This window comes from Anabaena sp. TISTR 8404 (assembly GCF_056847745.1).
Map to the genome: position 1 here is coordinate 3153314 of NZ_CP180578.1, position 24046 is coordinate 3177359.

The 24046-nt window shown below is 41.2% G+C and carries 31 protein-coding genes; 9 read left to right on the forward strand and 22 right to left on the reverse strand.

What is annotated here, in order from left to right; all coding sequences use genetic code 11:
- Nucleotides 1–265 precede the first annotated feature (265 nt).
- The gene (locus ACMX3D_RS13650) at nt 266–1849 is read left to right on the forward strand and encodes a DHA2 family efflux MFS transporter permease subunit (RefSeq protein WP_482751937.1); all 1584 of its coding nucleotides are present in this window, start codon (nt 266–268) and stop codon (nt 1847–1849) included.
- 67 nt (nt 1850–1916) lie between these two features.
- Here ACMX3D_RS13650 and ACMX3D_RS13655 read toward each other — a convergent pair whose 3' ends face one another.
- From ACMX3D_RS13655 to ACMX3D_RS13715, 13 genes are all read right to left on the reverse strand, one after another.
- Nucleotides 1917–2255: a type II toxin-antitoxin system PemK/MazF family toxin gene (locus tag ACMX3D_RS13655; RefSeq protein WP_482751938.1), complete on the reverse strand. Its 339-nt coding sequence runs from the start codon at nt 2253–2255 to the stop codon at nt 1917–1919.
- Between the two features lie 2 nt (nt 2256–2257).
- Nucleotides 2258–2503, reverse strand: coding sequence for a hypothetical protein (locus tag ACMX3D_RS13660; protein ID WP_482751939.1), 246 nt, complete (start codon nt 2501–2503; stop codon nt 2258–2260).
- A gap of 147 nt (nt 2504–2650) precedes the next feature.
- Nucleotides 2651–2839, reverse strand: coding sequence for a hypothetical protein (locus tag ACMX3D_RS13665; protein ID WP_482751940.1), 189 nt, complete (start codon nt 2837–2839; stop codon nt 2651–2653).
- Nucleotides 2840–2873: 34 nt separating this feature from the next.
- A complete protein-coding gene (locus ACMX3D_RS13670) occupies nt 2874–3230 on the reverse strand; it encodes a hypothetical protein (RefSeq protein WP_482751941.1) in 357 nt (118 codons plus the stop codon).
- 73 nt (nt 3231–3303) lie between these two features.
- The gene (locus ACMX3D_RS13675; RefSeq protein ID WP_482751942.1) at nt 3304–3774 is read right to left on the reverse strand and encodes a hypothetical protein; all 471 of its coding nucleotides are present in this window, start codon (nt 3772–3774) and stop codon (nt 3304–3306) included.
- A 3-nt stretch (nt 3775–3777) separates the two neighbouring features.
- Nucleotides 3778–4008 (reverse strand): hypothetical protein, encoded by a 231-nt coding sequence (locus ACMX3D_RS13680; protein WP_482751943.1) that lies wholly within the window; start codon nt 4006–4008, stop codon nt 3778–3780.
- Nucleotides 4008–4595: a hypothetical protein gene (locus tag ACMX3D_RS13685; protein WP_482751944.1), complete on the reverse strand. Its 588-nt coding sequence runs from the start codon at nt 4593–4595 to the stop codon at nt 4008–4010. The genes ACMX3D_RS13680 and ACMX3D_RS13685 overlap by 1 nt, the downstream gene beginning before the upstream one ends.
- A gap of 103 nt (nt 4596–4698) precedes the next feature.
- Nucleotides 4699–5523 (reverse strand): hypothetical protein, encoded by an 825-nt coding sequence (locus ACMX3D_RS13690; protein WP_482751945.1) that lies wholly within the window; start codon nt 5521–5523, stop codon nt 4699–4701.
- A 3-nt stretch (nt 5524–5526) separates the two neighbouring features.
- Nucleotides 5527–7902 (reverse strand): hypothetical protein, encoded by a 2376-nt coding sequence (locus ACMX3D_RS13695; RefSeq protein ID WP_482751946.1) that lies wholly within the window; start codon nt 7900–7902, stop codon nt 5527–5529.
- Nucleotides 7892–8443, reverse strand: a complete 552-nt coding sequence (locus ACMX3D_RS13700; protein ID WP_482751947.1) for a hypothetical protein — start codon at nt 8441–8443, stop codon at nt 7892–7894. Before ACMX3D_RS13700 ends, ACMX3D_RS13695 begins: the two co-directional genes overlap by 11 nt.
- A gap of 1 nt (nt 8444) precedes the next feature.
- Entirely contained in the window at nt 8445–8915 is a 471-nt protein-coding gene (locus tag ACMX3D_RS13705; protein WP_482751948.1) for a hypothetical protein, read from the reverse strand.
- 1 nt (nt 8916) lies between these two features.
- The gene (locus tag ACMX3D_RS13710; RefSeq protein WP_482751949.1) at nt 8917–9690 is read right to left on the reverse strand and encodes a hypothetical protein; all 774 of its coding nucleotides are present in this window, start codon (nt 9688–9690) and stop codon (nt 8917–8919) included.
- The gene (locus ACMX3D_RS13715; RefSeq protein WP_482751950.1) at nt 9690–10025 is read right to left on the reverse strand and encodes a hypothetical protein; all 336 of its coding nucleotides are present in this window, start codon (nt 10023–10025) and stop codon (nt 9690–9692) included. Before ACMX3D_RS13715 ends, ACMX3D_RS13710 begins: the two co-directional genes overlap by 1 nt.
- Nucleotides 10026–10240: 215 nt before the next feature.
- Here ACMX3D_RS13715 and ACMX3D_RS13720 point away from each other — a divergent pair, with 215 nt between their 5' ends.
- Nucleotides 10241–10819: a tyrosine-type recombinase/integrase gene (locus tag ACMX3D_RS13720; protein ID WP_482751951.1), complete on the forward strand. Its 579-nt coding sequence runs from the start codon at nt 10241–10243 to the stop codon at nt 10817–10819.
- 400 nt (nt 10820–11219) lie between these two features.
- On the opposite strand, the gene ACMX3D_RS13725 is transcribed toward ACMX3D_RS13720, so the two are convergent.
- From ACMX3D_RS13725 to ACMX3D_RS13740, 4 genes are all read right to left on the reverse strand, one after another.
- On the reverse strand, nt 11220–11645 hold the full coding sequence (locus ACMX3D_RS13725; RefSeq protein WP_482751952.1) for a hypothetical protein: 426 nt from the start codon (nt 11643–11645) through the stop codon (nt 11220–11222).
- Complete coding sequence (locus tag ACMX3D_RS13730; protein WP_482751953.1) at nt 11642–12286, reverse strand: hypothetical protein; 645 nt, start codon at nt 12284–12286, stop codon at nt 11642–11644. The genes ACMX3D_RS13725 and ACMX3D_RS13730 overlap by 4 nt, the downstream gene beginning before the upstream one ends.
- Nucleotides 12287–12464: 178 nt before the next feature.
- Nucleotides 12465–12866 carry a hypothetical protein gene (locus ACMX3D_RS13735; RefSeq protein WP_482751954.1) on the reverse strand — a complete coding sequence of 134 codons (402 nt, stop codon included), beginning with the start codon at nt 12864–12866 and terminating at the stop codon, nt 12465–12467.
- 85 nt (nt 12867–12951) lie between these two features.
- Nucleotides 12952–13083: a hypothetical protein gene (locus ACMX3D_RS13740; protein WP_482751955.1), complete on the reverse strand. Its 132-nt coding sequence runs from the start codon at nt 13081–13083 to the stop codon at nt 12952–12954.
- A 297-nt stretch (nt 13084–13380) separates the two neighbouring features.
- Between ACMX3D_RS13740 and ACMX3D_RS13745 the strand changes: the two genes are divergently transcribed.
- From ACMX3D_RS13745 to ACMX3D_RS13760, 4 genes are all read left to right on the forward strand, one after another.
- A complete protein-coding gene (locus ACMX3D_RS13745; RefSeq protein WP_482751956.1) occupies nt 13381–13566 on the forward strand; it encodes a hypothetical protein in 186 nt (61 codons plus the stop codon).
- A 141-nt stretch (nt 13567–13707) separates the two neighbouring features.
- Nucleotides 13708–13947 (forward strand): hypothetical protein, encoded by a 240-nt coding sequence (locus ACMX3D_RS13750; protein WP_482751114.1) that lies wholly within the window; start codon nt 13708–13710, stop codon nt 13945–13947.
- Nucleotides 13944–14408, forward strand: a complete 465-nt coding sequence (locus ACMX3D_RS13755; protein ID WP_482751115.1) for a hypothetical protein — start codon at nt 13944–13946, stop codon at nt 14406–14408. The genes ACMX3D_RS13750 and ACMX3D_RS13755 overlap by 4 nt, the downstream gene beginning before the upstream one ends.
- A gap of 13 nt (nt 14409–14421) precedes the next feature.
- Nucleotides 14422–14745, forward strand: coding sequence for a hypothetical protein (locus tag ACMX3D_RS13760; protein WP_482751116.1), 324 nt, complete (start codon nt 14422–14424; stop codon nt 14743–14745).
- Here ACMX3D_RS13760 and ACMX3D_RS13765 read toward each other — a convergent pair.
- On the reverse strand, nt 14742–14900 hold the full coding sequence (locus tag ACMX3D_RS13765; protein WP_482751957.1) for a hypothetical protein: 159 nt from the start codon (nt 14898–14900) through the stop codon (nt 14742–14744). The genes ACMX3D_RS13760 and ACMX3D_RS13765 overlap by 4 nt on opposite strands.
- A gap of 142 nt (nt 14901–15042) precedes the next feature.
- Between ACMX3D_RS13765 and ACMX3D_RS13770 the strand changes: the two genes are divergently transcribed.
- Together ACMX3D_RS13770 and aroC are read left to right on the forward strand one after the other, a co-directional pair.
- Nucleotides 15043–16431, forward strand: a complete 1389-nt coding sequence (locus tag ACMX3D_RS13770) for an IS110 family transposase (RefSeq protein WP_482751958.1) — start codon at nt 15043–15045, stop codon at nt 16429–16431.
- Nucleotides 16432–16518: 87 nt separating this feature from the next.
- Nucleotides 16519–17607, forward strand: coding sequence for a chorismate synthase (aroC, locus tag ACMX3D_RS13775; protein WP_482751959.1), 1089 nt, complete (start codon nt 16519–16521; stop codon nt 17605–17607).
- A 216-nt stretch (nt 17608–17823) separates the two neighbouring features.
- On the opposite strand, the gene ACMX3D_RS13780 is transcribed toward aroC, so the two are convergent.
- Nucleotides 17824–19752 (reverse strand): CHAT domain-containing protein, encoded by a 1929-nt coding sequence (locus ACMX3D_RS13780; protein WP_482751960.1) that lies wholly within the window; start codon nt 19750–19752, stop codon nt 17824–17826.
- An 89-nt stretch (nt 19753–19841) separates the two neighbouring features.
- Between ACMX3D_RS13780 and ACMX3D_RS13785 the strand changes: the two genes are divergently transcribed.
- Nucleotides 19842–20096 (forward strand): SemiSWEET transporter, encoded by a 255-nt coding sequence (locus ACMX3D_RS13785; protein WP_482751961.1) that lies wholly within the window; start codon nt 19842–19844, stop codon nt 20094–20096.
- 149 nt (nt 20097–20245) lie between these two features.
- Here the strand turns inward: ACMX3D_RS13785 and ACMX3D_RS13790 are convergent, their stop codons facing one another.
- The 3 genes from ACMX3D_RS13790 to serA form a co-directional block, all read right to left on the reverse strand.
- Nucleotides 20246–20881, reverse strand: coding sequence for a helix-turn-helix transcriptional regulator (locus ACMX3D_RS13790; protein ID WP_482751962.1), 636 nt, complete (start codon nt 20879–20881; stop codon nt 20246–20248).
- A gap of 250 nt (nt 20882–21131) precedes the next feature.
- Nucleotides 21132–22046, reverse strand: a complete 915-nt coding sequence (prmA, locus tag ACMX3D_RS13795) for a 50S ribosomal protein L11 methyltransferase (RefSeq protein WP_482751963.1) — start codon at nt 22044–22046, stop codon at nt 21132–21134.
- A 120-nt stretch (nt 22047–22166) separates the two neighbouring features.
- Nucleotides 22167–23747, reverse strand: a complete 1581-nt coding sequence (serA, locus tag ACMX3D_RS13800; RefSeq protein ID WP_482751964.1) for a phosphoglycerate dehydrogenase — start codon at nt 23745–23747, stop codon at nt 22167–22169.
- Between the last annotated feature and the right edge of the window lie 299 nt (nt 23748–24046).

The following is a 24046-nucleotide window of genomic DNA, read 5'->3' on the forward strand; positions in this document are numbered from 1 at the left end:
CAGTAGGGACTAGGGAATAGTGAGTTGGGAATAGGAGAAGGACTACTTTCCTTGGTTATGAAACAAGTTTCATTGAGGCTCCTGCTATACAAGCAATTTTCTCTGCCTTTAGGTAGTATTTTCTATTTTTAGCGAATTCCCCCTTGACCTTTCTTAATATGATACGCTACCGTATCGAAATATATTGATAAGCACAACCATGCCCTAAGAAATTAGGGCTTTTTCTAGAAATTTCTTACTTCCAATATGATTGCTATTGATAAAAATGGCTATTACTAAAAGTTCTAGTTTTAACCAAGCTGGTTATGTACAAGGGCCGCTGAAGTGGGCGATCGCTTTTTCTGCTGCTCTCGGTGCGATTCTCGAAGTCATTGATACTAGTATTGTGAATGTTGCTCTGACATCCATGCAAGCAAGTTTAGGAGCAACAGTCAGTGAAATTGGCTGGGTAGTAACGGGATATGCGATCGCTAACGTTGTGTTAATTCCTTTATCTGCTTGGCTAGGAGATTACTTTGGTAAAAAAACATACTTTATTTTTTCCTTGATTGGCTTCACCATCGCCTCGGTTGTCTGCGGATTATCAATTAATCTCCCAATGCTGATAGTTTCCCGCATCGCCCAAGGCTTATTTGGTGGAGGATTACTAGCCAAAGCCCAAGCTATTTTATTTGAAACCTTTCCACCAGCCGAGCAAGGTTTGGCGCAAGCAGTATTTGGCGTGGGAGTGATTTCTGGCCCAGCAATTGGCCCAACGTTGGGAGGTTATCTCACCGACGCATTAGGTTGGCGCTGGATTTTCTTCATTAACATTCCCTTTGGGATTTTAGCAGTAGCCATGTGTTGGATGTTTCTGCCCAAGGACAACAAAAATCAAGCCCAGAGTAAAGCCGTTGACTGGTTAGGAATTAGCCTTTTGATAGTGGCAATTGGCTGTATGCAAACTGTGTTAGAAGAAGGCGAGAAAGAAGATTGGTTTTCCTCTGGGTTTATCACCAGTTTGGCGGTAGCTAGTGTTGTGGGGTTGGGACTATTTATTTGGTGGGAACTGAAAACTTCACATCCCGCCGTTGCTTTGAGAGTTTTGCGTCACCGTTCGTTAGCTGCGGGCAGTTTTTTATCAGCAATTGTCGGGATGGGATTATATGGTGCGCTGTTTGCTGTGCCGATTTTCGCCCAAAGTATTTTGCATTTTACCGCCACACAGACAGGATTATTGTTAGCTCCTGGTGCTTTAGCCTCGGCGATCGTGATGATTATGCTGGGTAAATTATCCACCAAAATCGATGCCAGATTATTAATTGCGATCGGTGGTGTGGGAACCGCCTTTGTGATGTTTGATTTGTCCAAACTAACAGTTCAAACCGGCACAGATGATTTATTTTGGCCTTTGGTCTGGCGGGGAGCTTTTACTGTATTGATGTTTCTACCTTTGAGTTTGGCAACTTTAGGCCCCTTACCCAAGCAAGACGTTTCTGCTGGTTCTGGCTTTTACAACCTCACCCGACAACTAGGCGGTAGTGTCGGTATTGCGCTCCTCACGACTTTGTTAGATAAACGCGAAGCCTTTCACCGCGCGATTTTATCAACTAACCTCACTCCTTATGATTTAGAAACCAATCAGCGCCTTGATATGCTGACTGGCGCAATGCAAAGCCAAGGGATGGACACAACCACCGCCCAGCAACAAGCTCTGGCTTTACTTCAGCAAACTATCAATACCCAAGCTGCTGTTTTATCATTTGCAGATATCTTTCGAGTGGTAGGAGTAGCGTTTCTTTGCTCATTACCATTGTTGTTGTTCTTAGGTAAAGGCGGTGCAGGCGCAAAAGCCCCAGTAGGACATTAGGATTAAAATCGATGCTCTGAGTTTAGAAATAGTGTCAATTAAGGTGCTATATTACTACGATTTGTTCCTACAATCCCATCAATATTCGTAGCCTATCTTCCACTTCTGCCAGGATGATTGACGATACTATACCTAAACGCTGTTCAAGACGTTCTATAGAAATTGATCTCACATCTTCACACTTAATAAAGCTTGTTACTTTTAATCCACCTTCTGGAGGATTAATGTTTACATGAAATGGAATCCCTTTATCTTTTGAAGTGATTGGCAATACCACTACTAAACCAGATGCACCTTGATTAAACAAGTCTACTGATATTACCAAACAAGGGCGTTTTCCAGCTTGCTCATGACCTTTAACAGGATTAAGGTTAGCCAACCAAACTTCACCTCTAGCGATTTGCATCACTACTCCTCAACTCCGTCAGCCATTGTTTGATCCCAAGTTTGTCTTTCTGCAAGTTCTTCTTGCCAAAGTGTTTCATTTTGCCTTAAAGCAGTAAAAGCTTGGTTAGCTTCTGCTAAAAAAACATACCTACGGTAATTTTCAATCGCTTTATCTAAAACCGTCTGAATTGATTCACCGGAAGTTGCTGCCAGTTTTAATAGAGATTGATGAGTAGTTTCACTGATATTAACTGTCAACTCAGGCATGGCTCAACCTTTGAACTACTACAAGGCATTGTAACCAAAGCTAATCTGAATATTTCAAGGTTGATAATTTTGTATTTGCCAGAATCTCCAGTTCCAAGTTCTTGAAACTTAACATTTGCAAAAACTCTCGGTAGAATCCCCACAGAGTTATTTAGGCTGCGGTTGCTGCTCTCCGGTTGCGGGCTGCTGCACCAGGTAGCCAAGCATGGCTGTAGCCAAACCGCCAATTGTGCCGGCCAAGCCATGATTAATCACTCCGGCACTGCCAAGAAGAGAGGAAGCACCAGCAATCAAGCCAAGAATTGTAGAAAGTGTATTGAGTGTTTGCTTAGACATTTGAATCTCTCCTTAAATTAATCAAGTTAAAGCTTTAATCTTCAATAATGTCATCCGGATCAACCGCAGGTTGAGAGCGAACAACAAAGCCAGTTTGTTTTTTGAGATGTTGCTGAATATCAATAATGTGAAAATTCAGCCGACTAAACTTGTGTTTAATCATCTGTTTAAGTCCATGTGCTGTTTCGGTGTGCCATTCCTTGCGAACAAGATAATCAGCCTTATGAACCAAAAAATCTGTTTGCATGGTATGGATTTGGTCAGCAATCTTATCTGAGACTTTATCAATTTCTCTGTAAATTGCTGCTTCCATGTGGCTAATGCGATAGACAATCCCAATTAGCGCACAAATCCCAATAATTACATCTAGGGAATTTTTAAAATCAATCATTTTATGTAATGAGCATAGACAGCGATTGTCTAGCGTGAATAAAAAGTAGGAAATTAATCCGAGATTGACCAACTTATAAAGCATCAATTTTGGATTCAACACGTAAGACATCATCTTTAACAGCCTGAACTAAATCAGTTAGTTCACTGCTTAATTGCCCCGTAAACTCATAAATTGTGAGTTGTAAATTCCTCAGCCAGTAAGCATCAGATAATACCAACTCATAGCCACTAGCAATCTCAGGTAAAACTAATAATTTAGAACGATTAAGAGATAAACTGTAAAGTGCTATTTCTGACTTTTGACTATTAATACCAGCATTGGGGAATGATTGAAAGGCTCTCAAATTACCCGCCCATTTCCACCTTTTACCTGCTGGAATAGTAGATACTGTTTTAGCTATTAGTATTTTGCTACTAAAAGTAATAGGAACCTCAAAAGCTGGCAGAGGATAATAACCACCTTCTGGCGTTGCTTGTACAGCTTCCTTATATTCTTGATAAGCTAAAGACCAGTTTTGTGAATTGTTTAATTCACCTGCCACTTTTTATAGTATCCCTGCTGCATTCAAATTAGTTTCAACTAAAGTGAGATACTCATCTACATTTACACCGCAAAGTTGCAGAATATCACAATAATCCTCAAGTTCTAGTTCACCTCTAATGAATGCACTTTTTGCAAGTTCAGCACATTCCAATTGTTTGATTAAGTGTTCGCTTTCTTGGATGCTCATCCCTGCTGTGGTGATGATTTGTAGATTGAGTACCTCGTTAATCATTAGCGGTAAATCTCCGGCTTAAAGCTCACACCTTTGTTACCAGTAGCAGCAGCTACAGCCGCAGCAATACCCGCTTTTACTTCTGAATATGATGGGTCGGCGGTACTGCGACCAAACGGGTAAGTATAGGATGCACCTGCTTTAGATTTATAAGTATCACCTGTGATTTTTGAAGTTTTGGTTGTGGCACTCGTCCCGGTGACATTTTTGATTACGGCTCTGGCTGGTGTAAATCCGTTGACCTTCTGTAAATCAGCAGTTCCCTCTGGAGTCGTATCTATATTCAATTCAGTTGCGCTAACTCCCGCATTACTAAAATTAGTGATAGCGCGTTGACTAACTTCCACCAAAAAACTAGTAGTGTCAGCCGCAGGTAGAGCAAATGGCTTGAGTGCTGCTGCTGTCAAATCACCAGGATTACTAGCAGTGGCACGAGTATATGTAATTAAACGCCTACCACCTTTGTAGTCCTGGTATTGGCGTAGTTGTGAACTTGCTGGCGCGTCTGGTATTTCTGTCGTTTCGGTAGCACCTACCGGGCGTAGATATTTCAGGGCTGCGTCGAGGTTGTTAAATCTTTTACCCATATTATTACTGGTGTTTAAAGTATCTTTCTCGGTTTTAGCACCCCTAAAATGCAGAAAAGCGTAAGAGGACAAGTATACTTCTCTTTGAGAAAACCTTGAGCAGTTAAGCGCTGGAAACTCTTTCTATAACTGACTTTAATCCAACCTCACTAACTGCAACTAGGTTGATAGCGTTAACTCTGCCATTGATCAGTAACTGAGCATAACGAAATCGGACATCGACCCTTGGTCTTTGTACAGGTTTTTTAATCGTTCGTCCGTAGACTGAATGAGTTCCTGGGTTTAAAGAATAGCTCCGGTCATGCTCGATAAATTGTTGATTATCATCACTGAATGGATGCCCTTGTATTTCTAAAACTTTTCGAGCGATTCTAGTACCTTCTGCTTTTGATTTAACAAGTAAGCGCAAATCATAACCATGATCTGTGTCTTTGTAGGTGTATTTGTACCATCCTTTTTCCCAGACAAAAATCGGATTTGCAAATTCTCTTTTAATGGCACTTGCTAATGTTTCAGCGTTAGCTCTTGTGATTGTTGCTGAAGTTTCATTCATTAACCTAAAAGTAATTTCACCTGTTGCTGGATAATTTCTATCAGTCATATCAGCGTCAGGACGCTCTTTAAAAAAGAGTTTAATTTGTGGTCTAAATGTTACATCTCGCTGCATTTCAGTAACAGGAATACCATAGATAGGAGCCTGTAGAGATTGAGCATGACCCGCAGTAATTTCAAACAGCCAAAGTCGCATCATTGTCATGGTGCTTGTATCGCCATCTTTCATGGTGCAAGCATGGCGTAAGGCGGCTTTTGGTGTAGAAATGTCGTTTACTTCTTGATTTTTAAACCACTGAGCCACGGCTTTGTTATGCCATCTGCGTACAGTATCTTGAAGAAACTCCCACTCGTTAAAATTATCTGGTAATGGCATAACTTACTCATCTGGGTCTAAATCTAAATCGGCTAATTCTAGAGCCGCACTTGTTAATTTTGCAGTTGATTCATTGGCTTTTAACTGTTCTGGTTCTGGTGCTTCTTTGCCCTTGTTCGCTGGGGTTCCATCTTCTTTGATAGCCGTAGTTAACTCAGTTGTTGCATTAGTCAATTCAGTCGTAGCGTTGATGATGTCAAGTGGTGCTTGCGTCACCATTTGGATAGTTGATGCACCGTTTTGTAACCCTTCTAAAAATTGAGTAACTCGATTGAATTTCGGTTGAGGATTCATCCAAGCATAAGCTGATTCCAAAACCTCGCCAGATTTTCGGAGTGCATTACCTATTTTGGCAACATGACCAGCAGTCATTTCTAATCCGGTTAGAACTGCGCTGGCCAATCCTTGAAACGCGTTGAGAGTGTTGACTGATGCTTGATAAATACGGTTAGCTTTTGCCCAACTTTCAGTTAGTGTCTGATAATTGGATGCCCCAATCATTCCTTTAATAAAATTTTCTATTGAACTACTAATAGCAACTCCAATATTAAAAGGTTGTCCATTATCATCCTTTAACCCTACAAGTTGCAGCACATTATTAATTGAGCCTATTAGCGTTTGCCCAATGTCATTTGATAACATCACAGCATTATGAATGGTTGCTCCAAGAGTTAGTACATTTAAAACTCTATCAATTTGTAACCATTGCACAGTTTGTATTAACTTCCCTGAGATACCACCATTAATTTGTGCGCCAAGTTTTGTATTGATAGTGTTGACTGTATTATTTACGGTTTGTATAGCTCTCATTAAAGCTGCATTAGCAGCAAGATTAATAGCATTCAGCACTGCATCAACTCTGCCCAAAACACTAGTAAAGCCTGCTGCCATCGCCGCACGAGTAGCAGCGAACTCTGTAGCCATTTGAGCAGATAAACCCGTAATTCCTAATTGATTTAAAAATCCTTGAATACCATCTAATTTTGCATTTTGAGTATCAAGTTTGTTTCCTAAACATCCACCAGGGCGAGTTGTTCTACAAACTCCTTCAGCCGCTGTAGTTGCCATCGCTCCAGTAAATTCGCCACTACTAGCCAAGGTTGAGGGCATCCTTGTAATTTGCTGTTGAATTTGTCCTAATTTTTGTAATCCTTGTTGGTTCAATGCGTTTGCACCTCGTATTTCTGCTTCTAGTCCGCCTATTCTTCCTAATGCTTGATTAGCCTTGCTTAAAGCATTATTGGCAGTACCCTGTGCTGATGCAGCTGCCCCGGCTGCACCTGTTGCGATCGCAATTCCAACTCCGGCAATTTGGATCGCATTATCGGCTTTACCAGATGCACTGTTAGCCGTAGCTTGGGCATTAGTTGCCGCTCCGAGTGCATGATTAGCATCAGCCAGAGCGTTGTTTGCTATGTTGCTGGCACTAATAGCTGTGTCTTTAGCATCGTTGGCAGTGTTTAGCGCTCTATCCGCTGCACCTTGAGCATTTGTTGCAGTATTATTAGCCGTTCTGGCTAGGTCTTTAGCTTGAGTAGCATCACCAATTGCCCTTTGTGCAAGGGTAGCCGCGTTCTGGGCAACACTTCCCGCTTGATTTGCAGTACCGAGAGCTTCATTAGCTGTAGATTGTGCGATATTTGCACGGTTAGCTGCTTCAATAGCGTTGCCGTTGGCTTCTCTTGCAGCGCTGTAAGCGTTGTCGGCTCTGCTGGCTGCATTATTAGCTGCCCCTACAGCATTGTTGGCCATGGCTAGAGCATTGTTACCCACACTTAAGGCAGTGTTTGCTGTGCCGTATGCCTGATTAGCTGTCTGGTTTGCTCCGTTCGCCGTATTCAAGGCATTTACAGCAATGCCTTTAACACCATTAAGTAAACCTAGTGCTTGGCTTAGACCAGCAGAAACACCGTCTACTAGAGACTCTACTGCATCTATGCGACTGCCAAGAGTGAGAAGGGTAGCTACAGAAGTTGCTAATGATGCCACGCTTGCGACAATTGACACAACCGTAGCGGCTACACTTGCAATTTTTGCACCAGCATCAAGGGCGGCATCAAGGGCGCTACCAGCTTTGCCAAGTGCGTCTGACGCTTTACTGATGGCATTACCAGCTTTAGAAAGTGCGTCAGTTGCTTTACTAGCCGCACCTTTAGCCACTGCCATAGCTTCGGCTGCATTACCAGCAGCATTATCAATTGCTGCCTGTAGTGGATTAAATTTTTGTGCAATCAATGTACCAACAGCGGGAAGAATTACATTTTGACTACCTGCAATAGATTGCTGAATAATACTTTGTTCATCCACTGGTTTGATGGCTGCAATTTCGGCACGTAATGCAGTAATTTCTGCTCTTAACTCGCTGCAACTATCTGCCATTATTTATGCTCCTAACTAAGCCTCTGATATTGCTAATTTCACCTGCTAATTCACCACAATCAACACAACAATAGCCAGGATAATTAGGCGTGGAGCATTCGCATTGTCCCTCTGGACATTTACCGCATTGAATATCAAAATTACAGGGACATTCACCTCTATCTGTGAAAATTACTGCACCGCTACTATTTTTAATTTCAATCTTGCAATTCCCGCTGCTGGCTGCGCATTTCTCACCAGAAACATACTGCACAGGATTTTCACTCGTTAATAATACAAATTGCTCTGTCCCGAAACAGTCTATATATTTAAGAAAAGGAATGTTTTGACTTCCTTCCACACCTGCAAAGACACCTATTACAGATAAACATCCATGCTCTAGAACACCATAAGCATAGGAGGTATAGCGAATCCTATAACCTGTTTCATCAGCGTCACCTGTGCTTACCTCTACAGGTGAAACTGTTGTTTGGTACGTGCGTTCACCGCCGTTATTAAAACTATATTTGATTATTGGTTTATCACCTACATTACAAGTCATACTAATATCTGTTTGGGTCTATTACTGTGTCTGGATATTCAATGATTTGTGTATCATCTAAAAGTACATAATCATAAGCTTTGATTTCTAGAGTAATAATTCTCTTGCCTTGAGAAGAATAACCACCCCATACACTAGCTACTATCTTGTAAACATTGTCGTCACCATAAATTGGTATCCATCTATTAATTAAAGCGACTACTAATGATTGCGCTGAATTGCTGGTTGCTGGTGTTAATCCTGTTAACTCTGATTTAGCAATATAAATATTGTTAATATCTTGAGTAAAGGGATATCCAAAGTAATACTGAAAACTGTTGAGTGAATCAAAAAGTGATTCACTACCATAGATATCTCCTGGCACTGGAGTGCCTATAGTAATAAATGTTTCTGATGCGTATATGGGACTTCCAAAAACCACAAGGTAAGCATCAGTTAACAGGGATGAATTCTGCCATAAATCATTAGGCATACTATTGTGTTCTAATAGCTAAGCCACCAGCTATGTTATTGAATACTGTATATTGGTAGCTGGTATTTTGTGGTTGAATTACATCGTATCTAGACAACCCACTTGCAGCTACAGAAGCTAAATCATCAGACGTTTTACCAACAATGCCAGCGTTGGAACTTGAATAATAAATAATTCCTGCTAACACATCCCGTCTGTTTGTTATTGGATTAGCTGTTCCCATGCCAGAATTATTGATAGTATTGGTCATCCCGGTATTACCAAAAGGATTCAATGAGCTTAATTGCCCTCCACCATAAGGGTTTACCCCAAAAGCAATACCATAAGGATAATTATTTAAATCCCACCATGTCGGCTTATTGGCTGGTACTAGTAGCCCTAATGCACCTACGTTTGTGCTTTGCACTAATTGAATGAGACTGTATTCACTACCACCATTAAAAGCTGATACAGACACAACCCCTGACGCTGCATAAGTTGCGATACCTTGTTCTGTTCCCGGATTGCTACCTGTATGAGTTGTGGCGTTCCATCCAGAATGTATCTGTGCATATACAGCCAGTGCAGTTGTTATTCTGATTTTGTAATAGAGTATGCCGTAAGTTTTAGAAACATCTACGCTTTTTGTGTAAACAAGTATTCTGTCAGTGCCGCTTGTGTAATCATCGATTGGATTTGTGAAACCTGCATTAGTCATTGCCGTTTTGATGCCGTTGACTAAGCTAGTTTGCGTTACCGTTCCAACAATACTTGAATCAGTTTTAGTTGCTGCCATTACAAATAATTATCGGGGTCAACAGTGAATGAGGTATCTACGGTTTGTAGATTTATATTGAATGTTACTTGCCGATAATTAGTACTATTTCGAGTTACTAAAGACTGAAAATCTGATTGTGAAATAGTTACTTGAATATCGCTGTTGGTTCCTTGGTTTGTTTCGTTTAAATAGTTAGCCATTTGTAATATGATGGCAACCGCTAAACTCTCAGCAGTATTACTATTACTAGCTGTTAGTCCAACCGCGGCTAAGTCAGTTTTACTGATGGTCAATACTGATGAATCTTGACTGGCATTCGCACCAAAGACCTGTGCAAGTGTGGGTGATGGCATAACGGATTTACTGAAGTGAATAAATCCGTTGTAATCGGGATTTAATTAGGCGTAAATCTTCCAGTTTTATGTAAAAGCAGAAGTATTACTGATGGCGTGTAACTATTGCCAGCAATAGGATTGAGCAGAATATTACTAATAACTAATATTAGAAATATTCCGATTTAACCACTGCTAATGGTTAAACCGGAATACAGAAGCAGAGAAAAAATAGCATGAAAAATAATCGGAACGGTCAGTCAGCAATTTTAACTGAGACTGACTATTCTAAAATTCGTCGGTACATTAAAAGCCAAAAGTATAAGTTACTTTTAGATTTGGCTTGGTATACGGGTGAGCGATGGGGGGCTTTAATCAAACTGACTGTTGCAGATGTTTATAACTCTGACGGTACACCACGAGATTATATAAATTTTCGTGCCAGGACTCGCAAGGCCAGTCCTGATGGTAAGCGCAAAACTCGGCAAGTACCTGTACACCCAGTTTTACGCGATTCATTAACAACCTATAAACCAGAACAAGGAGCTTGGTTATTTCCAGATCGCTCTGGAGGTGAGCCGATTTCACTTCGTTGGGCAGATATGATTTTACGCAGTGCAGTTGATAAAGCTGGTTTGACAGCTAAAGGTATCAGCACTCATTCCACCCGCCGCACCTTTATTACCAAACTGGCAAAAAAGGGTGTTAGCCTTGCAACTATTAAAAAAGCCACTGGTCACACTGACTTGAAGGTTCTTTCTCGTTATATCGAGGTCAGTGATGATGAAGTCCGTGAGGCGATCGCTACACTATGAAATCTGAGTTATTCCTAAGAATCGAAATTTTTTATATCAAGCTACAAGCGGGCGATTATGACCACCCACAAGATTTAGCCCGCGCACTAGAAGCACTAGCAAACCACGCATGGGATGACATAGACGAAATTTACCAGCGGGTGCTGCCGTGACAACTTGCTATGGTAAGTCCAGAAATATTCATTTTTGTGCGATCGCTATTCTCCTGCCTGTTGGCGCGATCGCATTTTTTATTCAGTCTTAATGCTATTTATACTCAATAAAATTTTTGCGATAAATCAAAATCAATCTAAATTTCTACGAAAAATCAAGCTTTCTAGTCGCTCGAACAAGCCCCAGGAAGCTGCACCGGGTGAAGCTGCATTTATTGAGAATGCTTGACACTAGGAGTATAGGAGACTCAGCGCCAGGAGCGAATTAGTTTTTTAATTTCTGTAGGCGTTCGACCGTCAGCGATCGCACTTTCAACCTGTGATTTTCTACCAATGGCGATCGCACTTTTGACATTGCCACCAGGAATATGAATGTGGTGCAGCTTCCGGCCGTCCATCCACAGGTAACGGTAATAATAATGTTCTTTGGCGTACCGAATGACGGTGTACTTTTCTACCCAGTGTGACTGTTCTGGAGCAGATTTGTTTGTATCTGTTCTTGCTTGCTCCAGAACAGTAGAATCATGTTTTGGTGCATCCTGTGTTTGCTCCAGAACAGTGTCTCTTACGGAATTGGGTTTATCCCAGGTGTCATCGTAAGCACTATTAATTGTTGGTGGTGTCGTGTACTGTTCTAAGTCAAACAATGTTGGCTGCTGGTGGTGGTGTTTCATGTTCCTAATCCCCAGTCTTCCCAGTAGCGCCACTGTAAGCACTCAATCAACCAGCCGGGAGGGTTGAATATTCGCTCGACAGCTGATCGCAATTTGTACACGCCAATGGCGGACAGTATCTCATCGAGGGAATAGTTAAAGATTTTGGCTGGTTTTTCAGGGTGATAAAAGATACCAGCTTCTGCACAAACTGCGAGAATCTCCTCTTTCGCGGCTGCACCCTTATAAGAATTGCTGCTGCTGTTAGGGGGTTGCTCGACTGATTGCGGGTTTGAGTGCTGTGAAGTGAAAGTTTCGTTTCGGTGGCGTAAGTTTTTTTTCGGCTTGAGCCATTCAAGGGGTCGTGTAACTATTCTGACAATTCGCCACGTAAATTGTTTAACTAACTGCACTACTCGCAGTTCGACTAGTTGAGCAAAGGCCGCTTTGAGTGTTGGTCTACAGTAACCTTTGCCCCGGTGTTTCTGTACCCACTCGTTGAACTCGGCTAAGTCTGGTTCTGTTTCTTCTCCAATTCCCTGGCGTACTAGCCACTGCCACAGGAGTTTGGCCGCGGGGGCAATTTTATGTTCTAGGCAGTATGCGTCGTGTTGCTCTGTCCAGTTGCACTGGGAGTTTTTTAATTTCTGGTTTCCTGGCATAATTCGATTACGTAAATGCAGCCACCCTGCGTAGGGTGGTTTTTAGTTTTTAAAAATTGTCAGTGGCGATCGCTTGTTGTTGAGGTTAAGCGATCGCTCTTGTGTAGTTAATGCTTGGTGTAGTTAAAAATTGCGATCGTAAATCAAAACCGTCCTCACCTATGCAGGCAAAGACGGTTTATAAATCGGGTTCATCTTCCTTTGATTCAACAGCTAGGTTATAAATCTCCTCTTTAACCAGCCGCATCTCTTGTTCAAAGTAATCTACAAATTCTTTGTTCTCATCAAGTCGCGCCTCAAGACGTTGACGGTGAGAGCCAACGTATGAATTAAAAGCTTTTTCCAATAACTCAAGGCGCTTTAAGATTTTCCCAAGAGTGCTATTTCCCGATCCGAAGAAGACATTTGGCCCAGTGGTATCTCTCCCCTGGCTATCTTGGCTACTAAATCCGCTCTGCTCAGTCCCATTGCTTTCGCTCTCGACTGGAATAGCTCCCAATCCTTCTCGCTGATGAATAGGGACACGTTTTTTGCGTCTTCTGCTAACTTCCTTGGTCTTGCCATTCTTTTTTGTGTTCACAACGGTAAACCCATTTTACATATAGAAAATGAAATCCCATATAGAAAACTGTTGACAGGAAGTTTTCTATATGATTAACATAACACTAGTTTCTCATATAGAAAACTAAATTTCGCTCCCCCCTCACCCTTGCCATCGTGCCTGTGAGGGCAAATTCAGGAGCCACCACCGCAGCACTAGCTGTTAGCACCGCAGCGGAAACACCCTCGCAAGTCAAAAGTTAATAGTCAACAGTCATTAGTCATGTGTGACTAGTGCTAATCCTGGTGCATACTTCACACTTCACAGTTGCGCCAATACAGTCATGCTGTTTAGTTTTGGAGGTATCAATTTAGACGAAAAAATTCAGATACAAATAACCAACAATTTTCTATAGGGTTTTATCGTTCGGCGGTCTACACCTACCGCCGATTCCCTCTGATGAGCTTTTGTAATACAAATTCCCATTGCCAATACCAGCACAAGCAATTGTGTCAGTTTGTGCTGGCTTTTCTCAAAAAATAGGATTTTTATTATGAGTTACCAAGACGACCTTAGACCTTGGGCAATTTTTAGCTGCCGTGTATCGGGTAATGTCTGCGTTGCTAGATTTCGCAGTCGGAGTGATGCCTATGCTTATATGAGCATCCTGCGCAGCCATAATCCTAGTGCTGTTTATGAAGTTGTTTTTGATAAGGAGCCGGCTGAGGTTCAAGGTTAATACTCGAAAGCGATCGCAGCATCAGGAACGGCGATCGCTTTCGACCAGGTAAAAAAATTCTGAATGGTGCGATCGCACTAACAACGACATTACCGCGATCGCAATTTTTCCTAAACTCACCGCGACGTGAATTTAAGCATTATGCAAATCATATCAGTTCCCACCGTGTTCACTTGCAAAACACCCACAGCCGGCTGGCTGAATTTAGCTCAAATTCGCCAGCTGCAATTTGAAGAACAACCCAGTCCTGTTGCTGTTGTCACCTGGCACAACGGCGAAACTCAAAGTTTCTTTGGTGAAAATGCCACAGCCATCATGGCCACTTGGCAAGAAGCAAGCACTTGTAATGATTACCGTATCAAAAATCGGAGGCAATTATGAGCCAAGCCGCGATTAGTCGAGGTAAAGAAATTATCAAACAACAGATTCGATTAGCTCAAATTGGTGAAGTAATCCGAATCGCCGTTGAGGATGAGGCAAATTTAGCTCTATTTGAGCAAGCACTCAGGAGTTTTGATGTACAGCGAATGCTTGTACAAAAAGATGTCACAGTTGAATTTTATATTCCACAGTCACCAGTTGAACAAGCTAAAAATCATATCTTGAGCATCATCACAAATGCTGGTGATGATGTGCGAGAAATTATATTTCCATTTCTCGCACAAGATTATGCAGATGCAGAAATAGCCTTAGCTTCCCCTGAAGTTCAAGCAGCACTAAATGAGCGTGGCATTACAGCATCACTTCAGCAAGTATCTAAGCCACAAGAAATCATCGTAGCCAGTATCGACCAAGTAACCAATGGTGACTTAGACAGATTTTTAAGAAAACGTGGAATGTGAAACGAGGATAAACATGAAATATCAAACTATAGTCTACGAACGCTCAATTAAAAAATATGACGATACCCAAACAGCAAAGGTTGAATTAATAGTTGAAGAAGGGGAAGACCCGCATACTGTAATGCAACTGGCTCAAGGATTTGTAAATTCAGAACTAGGACTAAAAGCAGATAAATTAGAAAAAACAATTCAGAGCTTAGAAAGCAAAAAACACAGTCTAGAAAGTGACCTTAGACTTTTAGAAACTAATGTTTCTAATGCTAGAAGCCGATGGGAGAAAATCAAAGAATTTTTTGATAAACACGGAATAGAAGTAGAGGGTGATATCCCGTTTTAATCCGCCTGATGATGGCTACTTGACTCAGTAGCCGAAACGCTGGCAGTTATGCCAGCGTCGCGGGTTGAGTCGCGCAACTCACTCGCCTCTACTTTGTAGAGGGAAATAACACAGCAGTATGGATTTTTCGGTAGAAATGACCTTAAAGGTTTCATGTATTCACGAATCCACTGCTGTTAATTATTTCCACTGTGCTTGAGTTTAAGAGTGAATTGTTACACTACTAATTTGGGTGATTCGTGACTCATTTTAGCACAGTTTTTGCTGCAAATAAATACCCAATTACTGTACCTTGAAATGAGAATATTAGGCTTAGATGTATGTAAAAACAGTGTCGTTGCTTGGGAATTAACATCAATTCCTAAAAACTTTAGAAGCTATTTTCGTGATAATAAACGTCCGAAAGATAACGACCCTTTAACATTTAAAGCTAACGCTGATGGGGTCAAAAAATTATTAGCACTAAAGCCCGATGCTGTTGTTTTAGAACCCACTGGAGTGCATTACAGTTGGATTTGGTCACACATTTGTGAAGCTGAAGGAATTAAAGTGTTGTGGGTTGGTCATCAAGAGGCAGTTCATTATCGAAAACAAAACCGACTGCCAGATAAAAATGACCAAGCCGACGCGCTTGCACTTGCAGCCTACGCATTACTTCACTGGGAAGATGAAGATTTTTTCTTACAGTTTGAATCTGGTAAAGTGGCAAGAATTCGAGAATGCTGGCTCCAAATACAGTCGCTAAATCGGATCAAGTCACCATGTGCTAACCGGATTCGCCAACAGTTAGCGCGGGAATTCCCCGAAGCTGCACTAATGAAAAGTGATCCAAGTGAAGCCGATGGACTACCGCCGCTTTGGGCTTGGCTTGCTGGTCGAGAACGTCATACAAAAAGAAAAAACTTTTACTATGACAACCTTTACAACAAATCCATTGCTAAACAGTATGGTGTAGAAATTTCTACATTTACTCGACGGCTTGCTAATTTACTGTGTGACTTTCAAGAATGGGAAACTGAAGTAGAGCAAGAGATGCTAGAAATCTTGCAGTCGCCACAATTTACCCCTTACTGTCAGGTGATGAGTAAATTTGGTATTGGGTCACGTCCACAAGCTTTACTTCTCAGTCAAATTTATCCAATTACCAAATTTGAATCGCTCGGTCGGTTTAAACGTAGATTGGGCATGGCCAAAGATGAAAGCTCCAGCGGTGACAAAGAAACCATGAACACTGGTGCGGGTTCTAAGCTTTGCAGATCACAGCTGTATCTGTGGGTTTTGGACATCATAGCTCCCAGCCATGCCCGTCCTAAAAATGAGTTTGGCCAAAAACTAGGTGAATTTTATGATCAGCGTAAAGCCCAATTTCAGGACAATCCAGAACTGTGGAAAAAGAAAGCCGTTGCTAGATTACAAGCCGAGGCACTCAGGGAATTGAAGCGATCGCTTTCTCAAAACTTACTTCCTATGGTCAACAAAGACTTAGCCCCACAACTGGAAGCTACTTTAAACTTGACCATGCAAACAGTACAAATGTCACTTACAGCTAATATGGCATCTGGTGATATTACTTCTGGAATTAAGGAAAAGGAAGTTAAGAAAGGTTTTGGGAACTTAGTAATTAGTCAAACTGCCGCTTACGGTTGCAGGCTCCTATTTAAAGAGTTGAAGAAAACGGTACTATAACCGTACTACTCCCCTAACGGGGAGTTCAAAAACACAGCTTATCCCTCTAAAGTGAATACATAAGCCTTATCCTTTTTCCTCACAATCATGGGCAATACTTTTGGGCATCTATTTCGCATTACTACCTTTGGTGAATCTCACGGCGGCGGTGTGGGAGTTGTAATTGATGGTTGTCCCCCGCAACTGGAGATCACAGCGGAAGAAATTCAGTTTGAGTTAGACAGAAGGCGACCAGGACAAAGCAAGATCACCACACCGCGCAAAGAAGCAGACACCTGTGAAATTTTGTCTGGGGTGTTTGAAGGCAAAACTCTAGGGACACCCATTGCGATTTTGGTGCGAAATAAAGACATGCGATCGCAAGACTATGATGAGATGGCGGTAAAATATCGCCCTTCCCATGCCGATGCGACTTATGATGCTAAATACGGAATTCGGAATTGGCAAGGTGGTGGTCGGTCATCAGCGCGGGAGACAATTGGTAGAGTGGCCGCAGGTGCGATCGCTAAAAAAATTCTCCGCCAAGTTGCTAATCTAGAAGTGATCGGTTATGTCAAACGCATCAAAGATTTAGAAGGCATAGTTGATCCCAATACTGTCACCTTAGAACAAGTAGAAAGCAACATTGTCCGCTGCCCTGATGCAGAATGCGCTAATCGCATGATTGAATTAATCGAGCAAACTGGCAGACAAGGTGATTCTATCGGTGGTGTGGTGGAATGTGTCGCCCGAAATGTGCCGAAAGGTTTGGGTGAACCAGTCTTTGATAAATTAGAAGCCGATATTGCCAAAGCTGTGATGTCGCTTCCTGCTAGTAAAGGTTTTGAAATTGGGTCAGGTTTTGCCGGGACGCTGTTAACAGGAATTGAACATAACGACGAATTTTATATTGATGAAAATGGTGAAATTCGCACCGTAACTAACCGTTCTGGGGGCATTCAAGGCGGGATTTCTAACGGCGAAAACATCATTTTACGAGTTGCTTTTAAACCCACAGCAACTATTAGAAAAGAGCAGAAAACAGTCACTCGTGAAGGTGAAGAAACAGTATTAGCAGGCAAAGGCAGACACGATCCTTGCGTATTACCCCGTGCAGTCCCAATGGTAGAGGCAATGGTGGCGCTGGTGCTATGTGACCACTTATTGCGTCATCATGGTCAGTGTCAGGTATTGTAGTAAGTCTAATCGGTTTAACGTTCCCAATCACCGGACGCAGATAGCTTTTGCAACTAAATTAACCAAACACACGCTTTCCGGTGTATTGGGCTGATTAAGCAGAGGTCTTCGAGGATTTTCTCCGACCAAGTATATAGCAGGGAACAGGGAACAGGCTTTAGAGTCTCTCAGTGTTCATGTTTGATAATTAGTCGTTTATTTGTGGAAAGTCCCTGATTATGATTCACCAATTAGTGTAAATGCTGCCCAACTCAAAGGATGATAGCGTTGTTTGATTAAACTTAGCATCGCCTGACGTAGAGCTTGCGCTTTATCAGGATTTTTCTGAATATGTTGATAAAACTCAGTCATGATTAACTGAGTTGATTCATCAGGGATATTCCATAGTGAAACGATTACACTGGGTATTCCCGCAGCAATCAAAGAACGCGATAATCCCACTACACCATCTCCAGTAAGTGAGCCTCGTGCAGTTTTGCAAGCACTTAAGACGACTAATTCGGCATTTAATTTTAAAGAGAGGATTTCTTCTGCTGTGAGTAAGCCGTTGTCTCCATTAGAAGGAGCTAAGGCAATCCAACTTCCCAAACCTCCTTGATCTTCAGCCCATCCGTGGGTCGCTAGATGGATGATTCGGGCTGTTTTCATACGCTGTAGAATGTTGCTTTTAGTGGCATATTTGCCAATAATTGCTTTAGTATTAAACAGACGAGCAATGTTATTTGCTTCCTTTTCTGCAAACGGTAAAGACTCTAATTGTTGAGGAATTTCATCATCATTTGTTGAGATTTTGGGCATAGTGGGATTACCTACCACTAACACATTTTTAAGAGCGGCTTGTTTAACTTTTGCTTTTTCTTGGTGAGTCAGTGATAAAACCTGAATAGAAGGAGAAGTTAAGATAGTGTGTTGCTCAATCAAATATTTGCCATTCTCATCTTGCAGTGCTGAAAATGGGAGAAAAAAGAGAGCATCATCAGGAATAAAAATTATATGTTCATTCGGATCTTTGGGTAGATCGGCAGCAATAGGTTGGATGAGAATTTTATGTAATTGTTTTAAATAGTTACTCCATTCATGAGGATTGGAAGTGAGAATTTTAGTAACTAATTGGTCTAAGGTTAGATGATTTTCATCTTTTAGTTTTGTCAAGTCAACAGAGTGAAATATAATTTTACCTGTAGGTGTAATTACCCAAATATATAATTCTGATTCCTGCCATTCTCTTTTTCCTGGAGTTTTGACTAGTAAAGGATGATGAATAATCGAATATTCCACCAGTGTGGCATTTTGCTCTCTGGCTATTTGTTGGATTTGCTTGATTTTAGGTGGTTTTGGTGGCTCAAATTTCTGATCAGGTTGAGATAGCCGAGATGTGACTAACTCTACTAATACTCTGGCTTTTGACCACTCCGCAGTTTCTAAAGCCGCCTCTGGCTTTTTCTGGGCAACTAATACACGCTGTAAAGTGATAAATGGTGCTTCATATCTGTCACCTACAAAAACTCTTGATATATCTGATAGCTCAGAATCAGCAAAGATATTTTTCAGTCCATCTTCAATTACCTTGATCCCACCTAAAAGTTTCATTTGAGATTCTTGCAGTTTCCCAGCATTGAGAAATAAATTCCCGAAACGTCCCAATGTTCCCCCATAATAACGAGCAGAGTTTTCTGCTAAAAAAGGCAAAAGTTGTTCGTAAGCTTTCACAGCTTGATTCGTCTTTCCTATGAGTTCATAAGACTCAACTAACCGAAACAGAGCCTCCCTTTCTAAGGAGATATTTTCAACTTCTTTGGCAATAGTTAAACTCTGTTGGTAATAATCAATTGCTATTGTATGTTTTCCCAAAATAGAGTAAGTATCCGCTAAACCTTGCAAGGTTATCCCCTCATAATTTCGGTCTTTAATGACTCGATAGATATTTAATGCCTGTTGAAAAGAATTAATCGCATCCTCAAATTGACTTTGATCAAGTTGCTGATTAGCTTGATCTAATAAGCGAGATGCTTCTGCTTGTCTGTCATTTGGTGATTGTGCTAAAACCTGAATGCTAGAATGTGCTGTGAAAATTGTGATTAAAGGCGTTGCAAAGGTAGCTAAAACAGTAATACTGGTGAGCAAAAAAAGTTGATGTAGTTGCATCTGTATATATACTAAGAGAATGGACAGTTTTCTCTCAGTTATAACCTGCTAAAATATTTCTGTGTAAATTTTTTATATCGTAATTAATAATGAATTTAATTACCATACTAGGCTTAGTTGCTGGGGCATTAACTACCATAGCATTTTTGCCCCAGATGTTTAAAACTTGGCAAACAAAATCAGCAAAAGATGTTTCTTTTGTGATGTTGATTACATTTATGACTGGACTGTTATTGTGGTTAATTTATGGTCTTGCTCTACAAGCACTGCCAATTATTATTGCCAACGCCATATCATTTATTTTTAACTTGATAATTTTGTGTTTAAAAATCAAGTATAAATAAAGTTAAATTACATCAATTTCTCACTATTAATGCCTCTGTAATTAAGTCCATACTATTCCATTAAATAGGTTATAAACAAGGTAAAAGTTAAACTTAACTAAGACTCTTTGTTTATAGCCTAAGTTTTAGGAAGTACCAAGTATTGATCATTAATATTTAACTGTTAAAAATGCTTGGCGTTTAGCATGAATGTTTTTCATGTGTTTTTTGACTGTGTTAATAGTGATGTAAAGTTTGTCAGCAATTTCTTTATAGCTATAGCCACCTCGATAGAGAAACCAAATTTCTGCTTCTCGCGGGGTGAGGTCATATTTTTTTACTTCTGAGATCGCAGCATTTTTTAAAGATTCATATCGGTTTTCTATAATCACTAAAAAACATGGAGATTGCAACATATCTAAATTTAACAATCTAACTCTGATGCGGAAAGCAGTTGATTTATCAAGGACAATTTCGTCAGATAAAATCATGAGTTCCTCAGGAAATTGATTTTGACTGTTAAGTAAGGATTGGCAAAAATTCCAGATAGCTGGGGGAATAAAATTAGAGTTTAGTTTATCTTGGTTTAATTCACAACAAATATCATGAGCCGAGGCATTAGCATGAAGCAACGTGCCTGTTTTGCTAATAATTAAAATACCATCTTCAAAACTCTCCAAAATTTCTTGCAAAAAATCAGCTTGTTGTCCGATATGGATAGGAAATTTTTGTAAATGTTGTGGTTGAATAGATTGTTCTGCTGATGTTTGAGTGAGAGGTAGTAGAGCAGAATCTTGAATTATCATAAAGATTTTATTACTTACTAAGTGTGTTTTAGAGCTTTGTAGGCAACAAACGTTAAATACAACTTTGAAATTGTCTATTTCGGATGAAAATTTTTGAAAAAAATCTATCGAAAGTTAGAGGCATAATTCTTTTATAATTTGTTAATTCAGTCAAATACATAAGTAAAAAATCACCCCACTTTAAACAAATAGGGTGATGAAGCTGGAAAGTATTCAATTTCAAATAAGATGGCTATAGCTTGTCATGCAATCAAGAACGCCGCACATTTAAACAGCACCATTCTTTCTTTTTCCACAGAGTCGCCACAACCCAACCATGCTTTTCTAAAGCATCTGCTACTGATTTGGATTGTTCTATTAAAATGCCGCTGAATATTGCCCAAGTGTTGGGTTTAGCGATCGCAGTTATTTCGGGAACTAGTTGAATAATCACATCAGCCAAGATATTACAGACAATACCATCCACTGGCTTTTCAATGATTTTGCTCAAAACATCTACACTACCTTCGGCTGGAATTAAGCGTTCTGGACTAACGTTATTGAGGGTGCGATTGCTAAAAGTTGATTGTACTGCCAAGGGATCATTATCCACCGCATAAACTTTTTCCGCTCCTAGCAAGACTGCACCGATGGATAAAATCCCAGAACCGCAACCAATATCTGCAATTATGACTGGTTCTTTTTCTGCGTTACCAACAAACGATTGCGGCACTTCGCTCAAGCGCATTTCTAGTGCTTCTAAACAAAGCTGAGTTGTCGCATGGTTCCCAGTACCAAAGGCAACACCAGGATCAAGCAGGATCACTAACCTTTCTGTTTCTGGCACTGGTAGCCATGCAGGATTAATCAAAAAGCGATCGCCTATTTCCTGGGGTTGCCAATATTGTTTCCAGCTACTCGCCCAATCTTCTTCATCGATTAATTGCCAATGCAAGCTAGGCGCAGATAAACCTACACACAAAGCATCTTGACGTAGCCGCAGCGCTAATGCAGCCAAGTCTAGTAACTGTGCTTGAAATTGCGGCAGATAAGCCTTTACTAAAGAGGAATTTCCTTTGCGTTCGCTCGCTGTTCCCCGACTACCAAAATCTTCCAACCGCCAAAAGATAGAATCTTCTAGCTCTGGTTCACATAAAATTTGCAATTCCCACCAAGTGTTTGCCATGCCATGTTAAGTGCTGAGTGCTGAGTGCTGAGTGCTGAGTAATTAGTATGAGAGTGAAGTGAGTTATGAGTAACTTTTGACGTTCTTCACTCAGCACTTTCAACTCAACACTCAGCACTTTTAAAGTGTGACTGTATACGCGTCCCGGATGCCTGGTACTTTGGTAATTTCCGCCAAAATGCCATCGGGTAAGGGATCATCAATACTCAAAGCCATTACCGCATCACCACGAACAATTTTGCGGCCTACCTGCATACTAGCAATGTTGACGTTGAAACTGCCGAGGAGAGAACCGAGTTTACCGATAATCCCTGGCATATCGCGGTGTAAGGTAAACAGCATGTGTTTGCTGGGGGGAACGTTAATCGGGAAGCCGTCAACATCAGTTAAATGAATTTCTTTTTCACCCAACAAAGCGCCTGTAACTGAGTGAGTACCTAAAGTACCTGTAGCTTCTAGGCGGAGGGAGCCTGCATAGTCGCGCACTGAAGCATCTCGTGTTTCAATGACGCGAATTCCCCGTTCTTTGGCTTCGATGTTGGCGTTGACGTAGTTTACTCGTTCCCGCAAAGCTTGGTAAAGTAGACCTTTGAGCGATGCTATTACCAAAGGCTGACTCTTGTTGGTTGCTAGTTCTCCTTGTAACCTCACTGTCAGTGTTTCTACGCGACCGCCAGCTAACTGGCCGACCAAGTTACCCAAGGTTTCTGCCAATTGCATATAGGGTTTGAGTTCTTCCAAGACATCGGGGCCGAGTCCGGGAATGTTGACAGCGGAGCGTGCTGGTAATCCTAGCAACACATCACGGATTTGTTCAGCAACGTCAATTGCCACATTCACTTGTGCTTCTGTGGTGGAGGCTCCCAAGTGAGGGGTGAGGATGATATCTTTACCAAGCGATCGCAATTCCGATTCGCTCAAAGGTTCTGACTCGAATACATCCAACGCTGCACCAGCAATTTTGCCTTCTTTGATCGCTGCGGCTAAAGCTGCTTCATCAATAATCCCACCACGAGCGCAGTTGATAATCCGAGCTGTGGGTTTCATTTTTGCCAGAGTTGTGGCGTTGATTAAATGGGTAGTTTCTGCGGTTTTGGGAATGTGAAGTGTAATGTAGTCGGCTTGCTGCATGAGCAAATCCAAATCTACCAACTGACAACCAATTTGTTCTGCTCTTTCGTTGGAAATAAAAGGGTCATAAGCCAGTAATTTCATTCCCATTGCTTTAGCTACAGCCGCAACGTGGGAACCAATTTTACCTAAACCAACAATACCGAGAGTCTTTTTGTAAACTTCTGCACCGACAAAAGTTTTACGATCCCACTCACCACGTTTCACAGAAGCGTTAGCATCGGGAATGTGACGAGACAAAGACAACATCATTGCTAATGCGTGTTCCGCTGCTGCGATCGTATTCCCCTCAGGAGAATTAACTACAACGATTCCTTTGCGTGTAGCCGCAGGCACATCAACATTATCAACACCTACACCAGCACGACCAATAATTTTTAACTGCGTGCCAGCCTCAATAATTTCTTCAGTCACCCTTGTGCCAGAACGAATCATTAGCGCATCGTAATCACCAATAATTTCGATTAATTCTGCGGGTTTTAGACCAGTTTTGACATCAACAGTAGCAACTTGGGAAAGAATGTCAATTCCAGCTTGGTCAATAGGATCGGAGACGAGAACCTTGGACATGATTACTTCATTTAAATCTATAGGTTTTGCTGCACAAGACTTTTTAGTTTAGTCTTTATCCGCTGCATTTCAGCAAAAATATTCGTTTTGATATCAACTTAGCTTTCCCACCTTGTGGTGTTGATATTTAGAGTATCGCTTGAAGGGATAGTATGGCGCTGCCTCCTAGTCTCTGAAAATGAGTGGCTGTTAATACACCCTCTGGTAAATATAAACCAATAACAGAACCAAAAAACTAAGATATTTATTAATCGTTAAGACTTATGGATATCAGGGGAGTAGTGAGTATAAAATTCTCC

Bases quoted from the DNA above. Each gene is read 5' to 3' on its own strand.
- ACMX3D_RS13685 (WP_482751944.1), bottom strand. From the start codon at position 4,595: ATGGGTAAAAGATTTAACAACCTCGACGCAGCCCTGAAATATCTACGC.
- ACMX3D_RS13665 (WP_482751940.1), bottom strand. From the start codon at position 2,839: ATGTCTAAGCAAACACTCAATACACTTTCTACAATTCTTGGCTTGATT.
- ACMX3D_RS13790 (WP_482751962.1), bottom strand. From the start codon at position 20,881: ATGATAATTCAAGATTCTGCTCTACTACCTCTCACTCAAACATCAGCA.
- ACMX3D_RS13695 (WP_482751946.1), bottom strand. From the start codon at position 7,902: ATGGCAGATAGTTGCAGCGAGTTAAGAGCAGAAATTACTGCATTACGT.
- aroC (WP_482751959.1), top strand. From the start codon at position 16,519: ATGGGCAATACTTTTGGGCATCTATTTCGCATTACTACCTTTGGTGAA.
- ACMX3D_RS13760 (WP_482751116.1), top strand. From the start codon at position 14,422: ATGAAATATCAAACTATAGTCTACGAACGCTCAATTAAAAAATATGAC.
- ACMX3D_RS13745 (WP_482751956.1), top strand. From the start codon at position 13,381: ATGAGTTACCAAGACGACCTTAGACCTTGGGCAATTTTTAGCTGCCGT.
- ACMX3D_RS13690 (WP_482751945.1), bottom strand. From the start codon at position 5,523: ATGCCATTACCAGATAATTTTAACGAGTGGGAGTTTCTTCAAGATACT.
- ACMX3D_RS13755 (WP_482751115.1), top strand. From the start codon at position 13,944: ATGAGCCAAGCCGCGATTAGTCGAGGTAAAGAAATTATCAAACAACAG.
- ACMX3D_RS13715 (WP_482751950.1), bottom strand. From the start codon at position 10,025: ATGCCATCACCCACACTTGCACAGGTCTTTGGTGCGAATGCCAGTCAA.
- ACMX3D_RS13650 (WP_482751937.1), top strand. From the start codon at position 266: ATGGCTATTACTAAAAGTTCTAGTTTTAACCAAGCTGGTTATGTACAA.
- ACMX3D_RS13780 (WP_482751960.1), bottom strand. From the start codon at position 19,752: ATGCAACTACATCAACTTTTTTTGCTCACCAGTATTACTGTTTTAGCT.
- ACMX3D_RS13730 (WP_482751953.1), bottom strand. From the start codon at position 12,286: ATGCCAGGAAACCAGAAATTAAAAAACTCCCAGTGCAACTGGACAGAG.
- ACMX3D_RS13680 (WP_482751943.1), bottom strand. From the start codon at position 4,008: ATGATTAACGAGGTACTCAATCTACAAATCATCACCACAGCAGGGATG.
- prmA (WP_482751963.1), bottom strand. From the start codon at position 22,046: ATGGCAAACACTTGGTGGGAATTGCAAATTTTATGTGAACCAGAGCTA.
- ACMX3D_RS13720 (WP_482751951.1), top strand. From the start codon at position 10,241: ATGAAAAATAATCGGAACGGTCAGTCAGCAATTTTAACTGAGACTGAC.
- ACMX3D_RS13785 (WP_482751961.1), top strand. From the start codon at position 19,842: ATGAATTTAATTACCATACTAGGCTTAGTTGCTGGGGCATTAACTACC.
- ACMX3D_RS13765 (WP_482751957.1), bottom strand. From the start codon at position 14,900: ATGAAACCTTTAAGGTCATTTCTACCGAAAAATCCATACTGCTGTGTT.
- ACMX3D_RS13655 (WP_482751938.1), bottom strand. From the start codon at position 2,255: ATGCAAATCGCTAGAGGTGAAGTTTGGTTGGCTAACCTTAATCCTGTT.
- ACMX3D_RS13750 (WP_482751114.1), top strand. From the start codon at position 13,708: ATGCAAATCATATCAGTTCCCACCGTGTTCACTTGCAAAACACCCACA.
- ACMX3D_RS13710 (WP_482751949.1), bottom strand. From the start codon at position 9,690: ATGGCAGCAACTAAAACTGATTCAAGTATTGTTGGAACGGTAACGCAA.
- ACMX3D_RS13700 (WP_482751947.1), bottom strand. From the start codon at position 8,443: ATGACTTGTAATGTAGGTGATAAACCAATAATCAAATATAGTTTTAAT.
- ACMX3D_RS13725 (WP_482751952.1), bottom strand. From the start codon at position 11,645: ATGAAACACCACCACCAGCAGCCAACATTGTTTGACTTAGAACAGTAC.
- ACMX3D_RS13705 (WP_482751948.1), bottom strand. From the start codon at position 8,915: ATGCCTAATGATTTATGGCAGAATTCATCCCTGTTAACTGATGCTTAC.
- ACMX3D_RS13660 (WP_482751939.1), bottom strand. From the start codon at position 2,503: ATGCCTGAGTTGACAGTTAATATCAGTGAAACTACTCATCAATCTCTA.
- ACMX3D_RS13670 (WP_482751941.1), bottom strand. From the start codon at position 3,230: ATGATTGATTTTAAAAATTCCCTAGATGTAATTATTGGGATTTGTGCG.
- serA (WP_482751964.1), bottom strand. From the start codon at position 23,747: ATGTCCAAGGTTCTCGTCTCCGATCCTATTGACCAAGCTGGAATTGAC.
- ACMX3D_RS13770 (WP_482751958.1), top strand. From the start codon at position 15,043: ATGAGAATATTAGGCTTAGATGTATGTAAAAACAGTGTCGTTGCTTGG.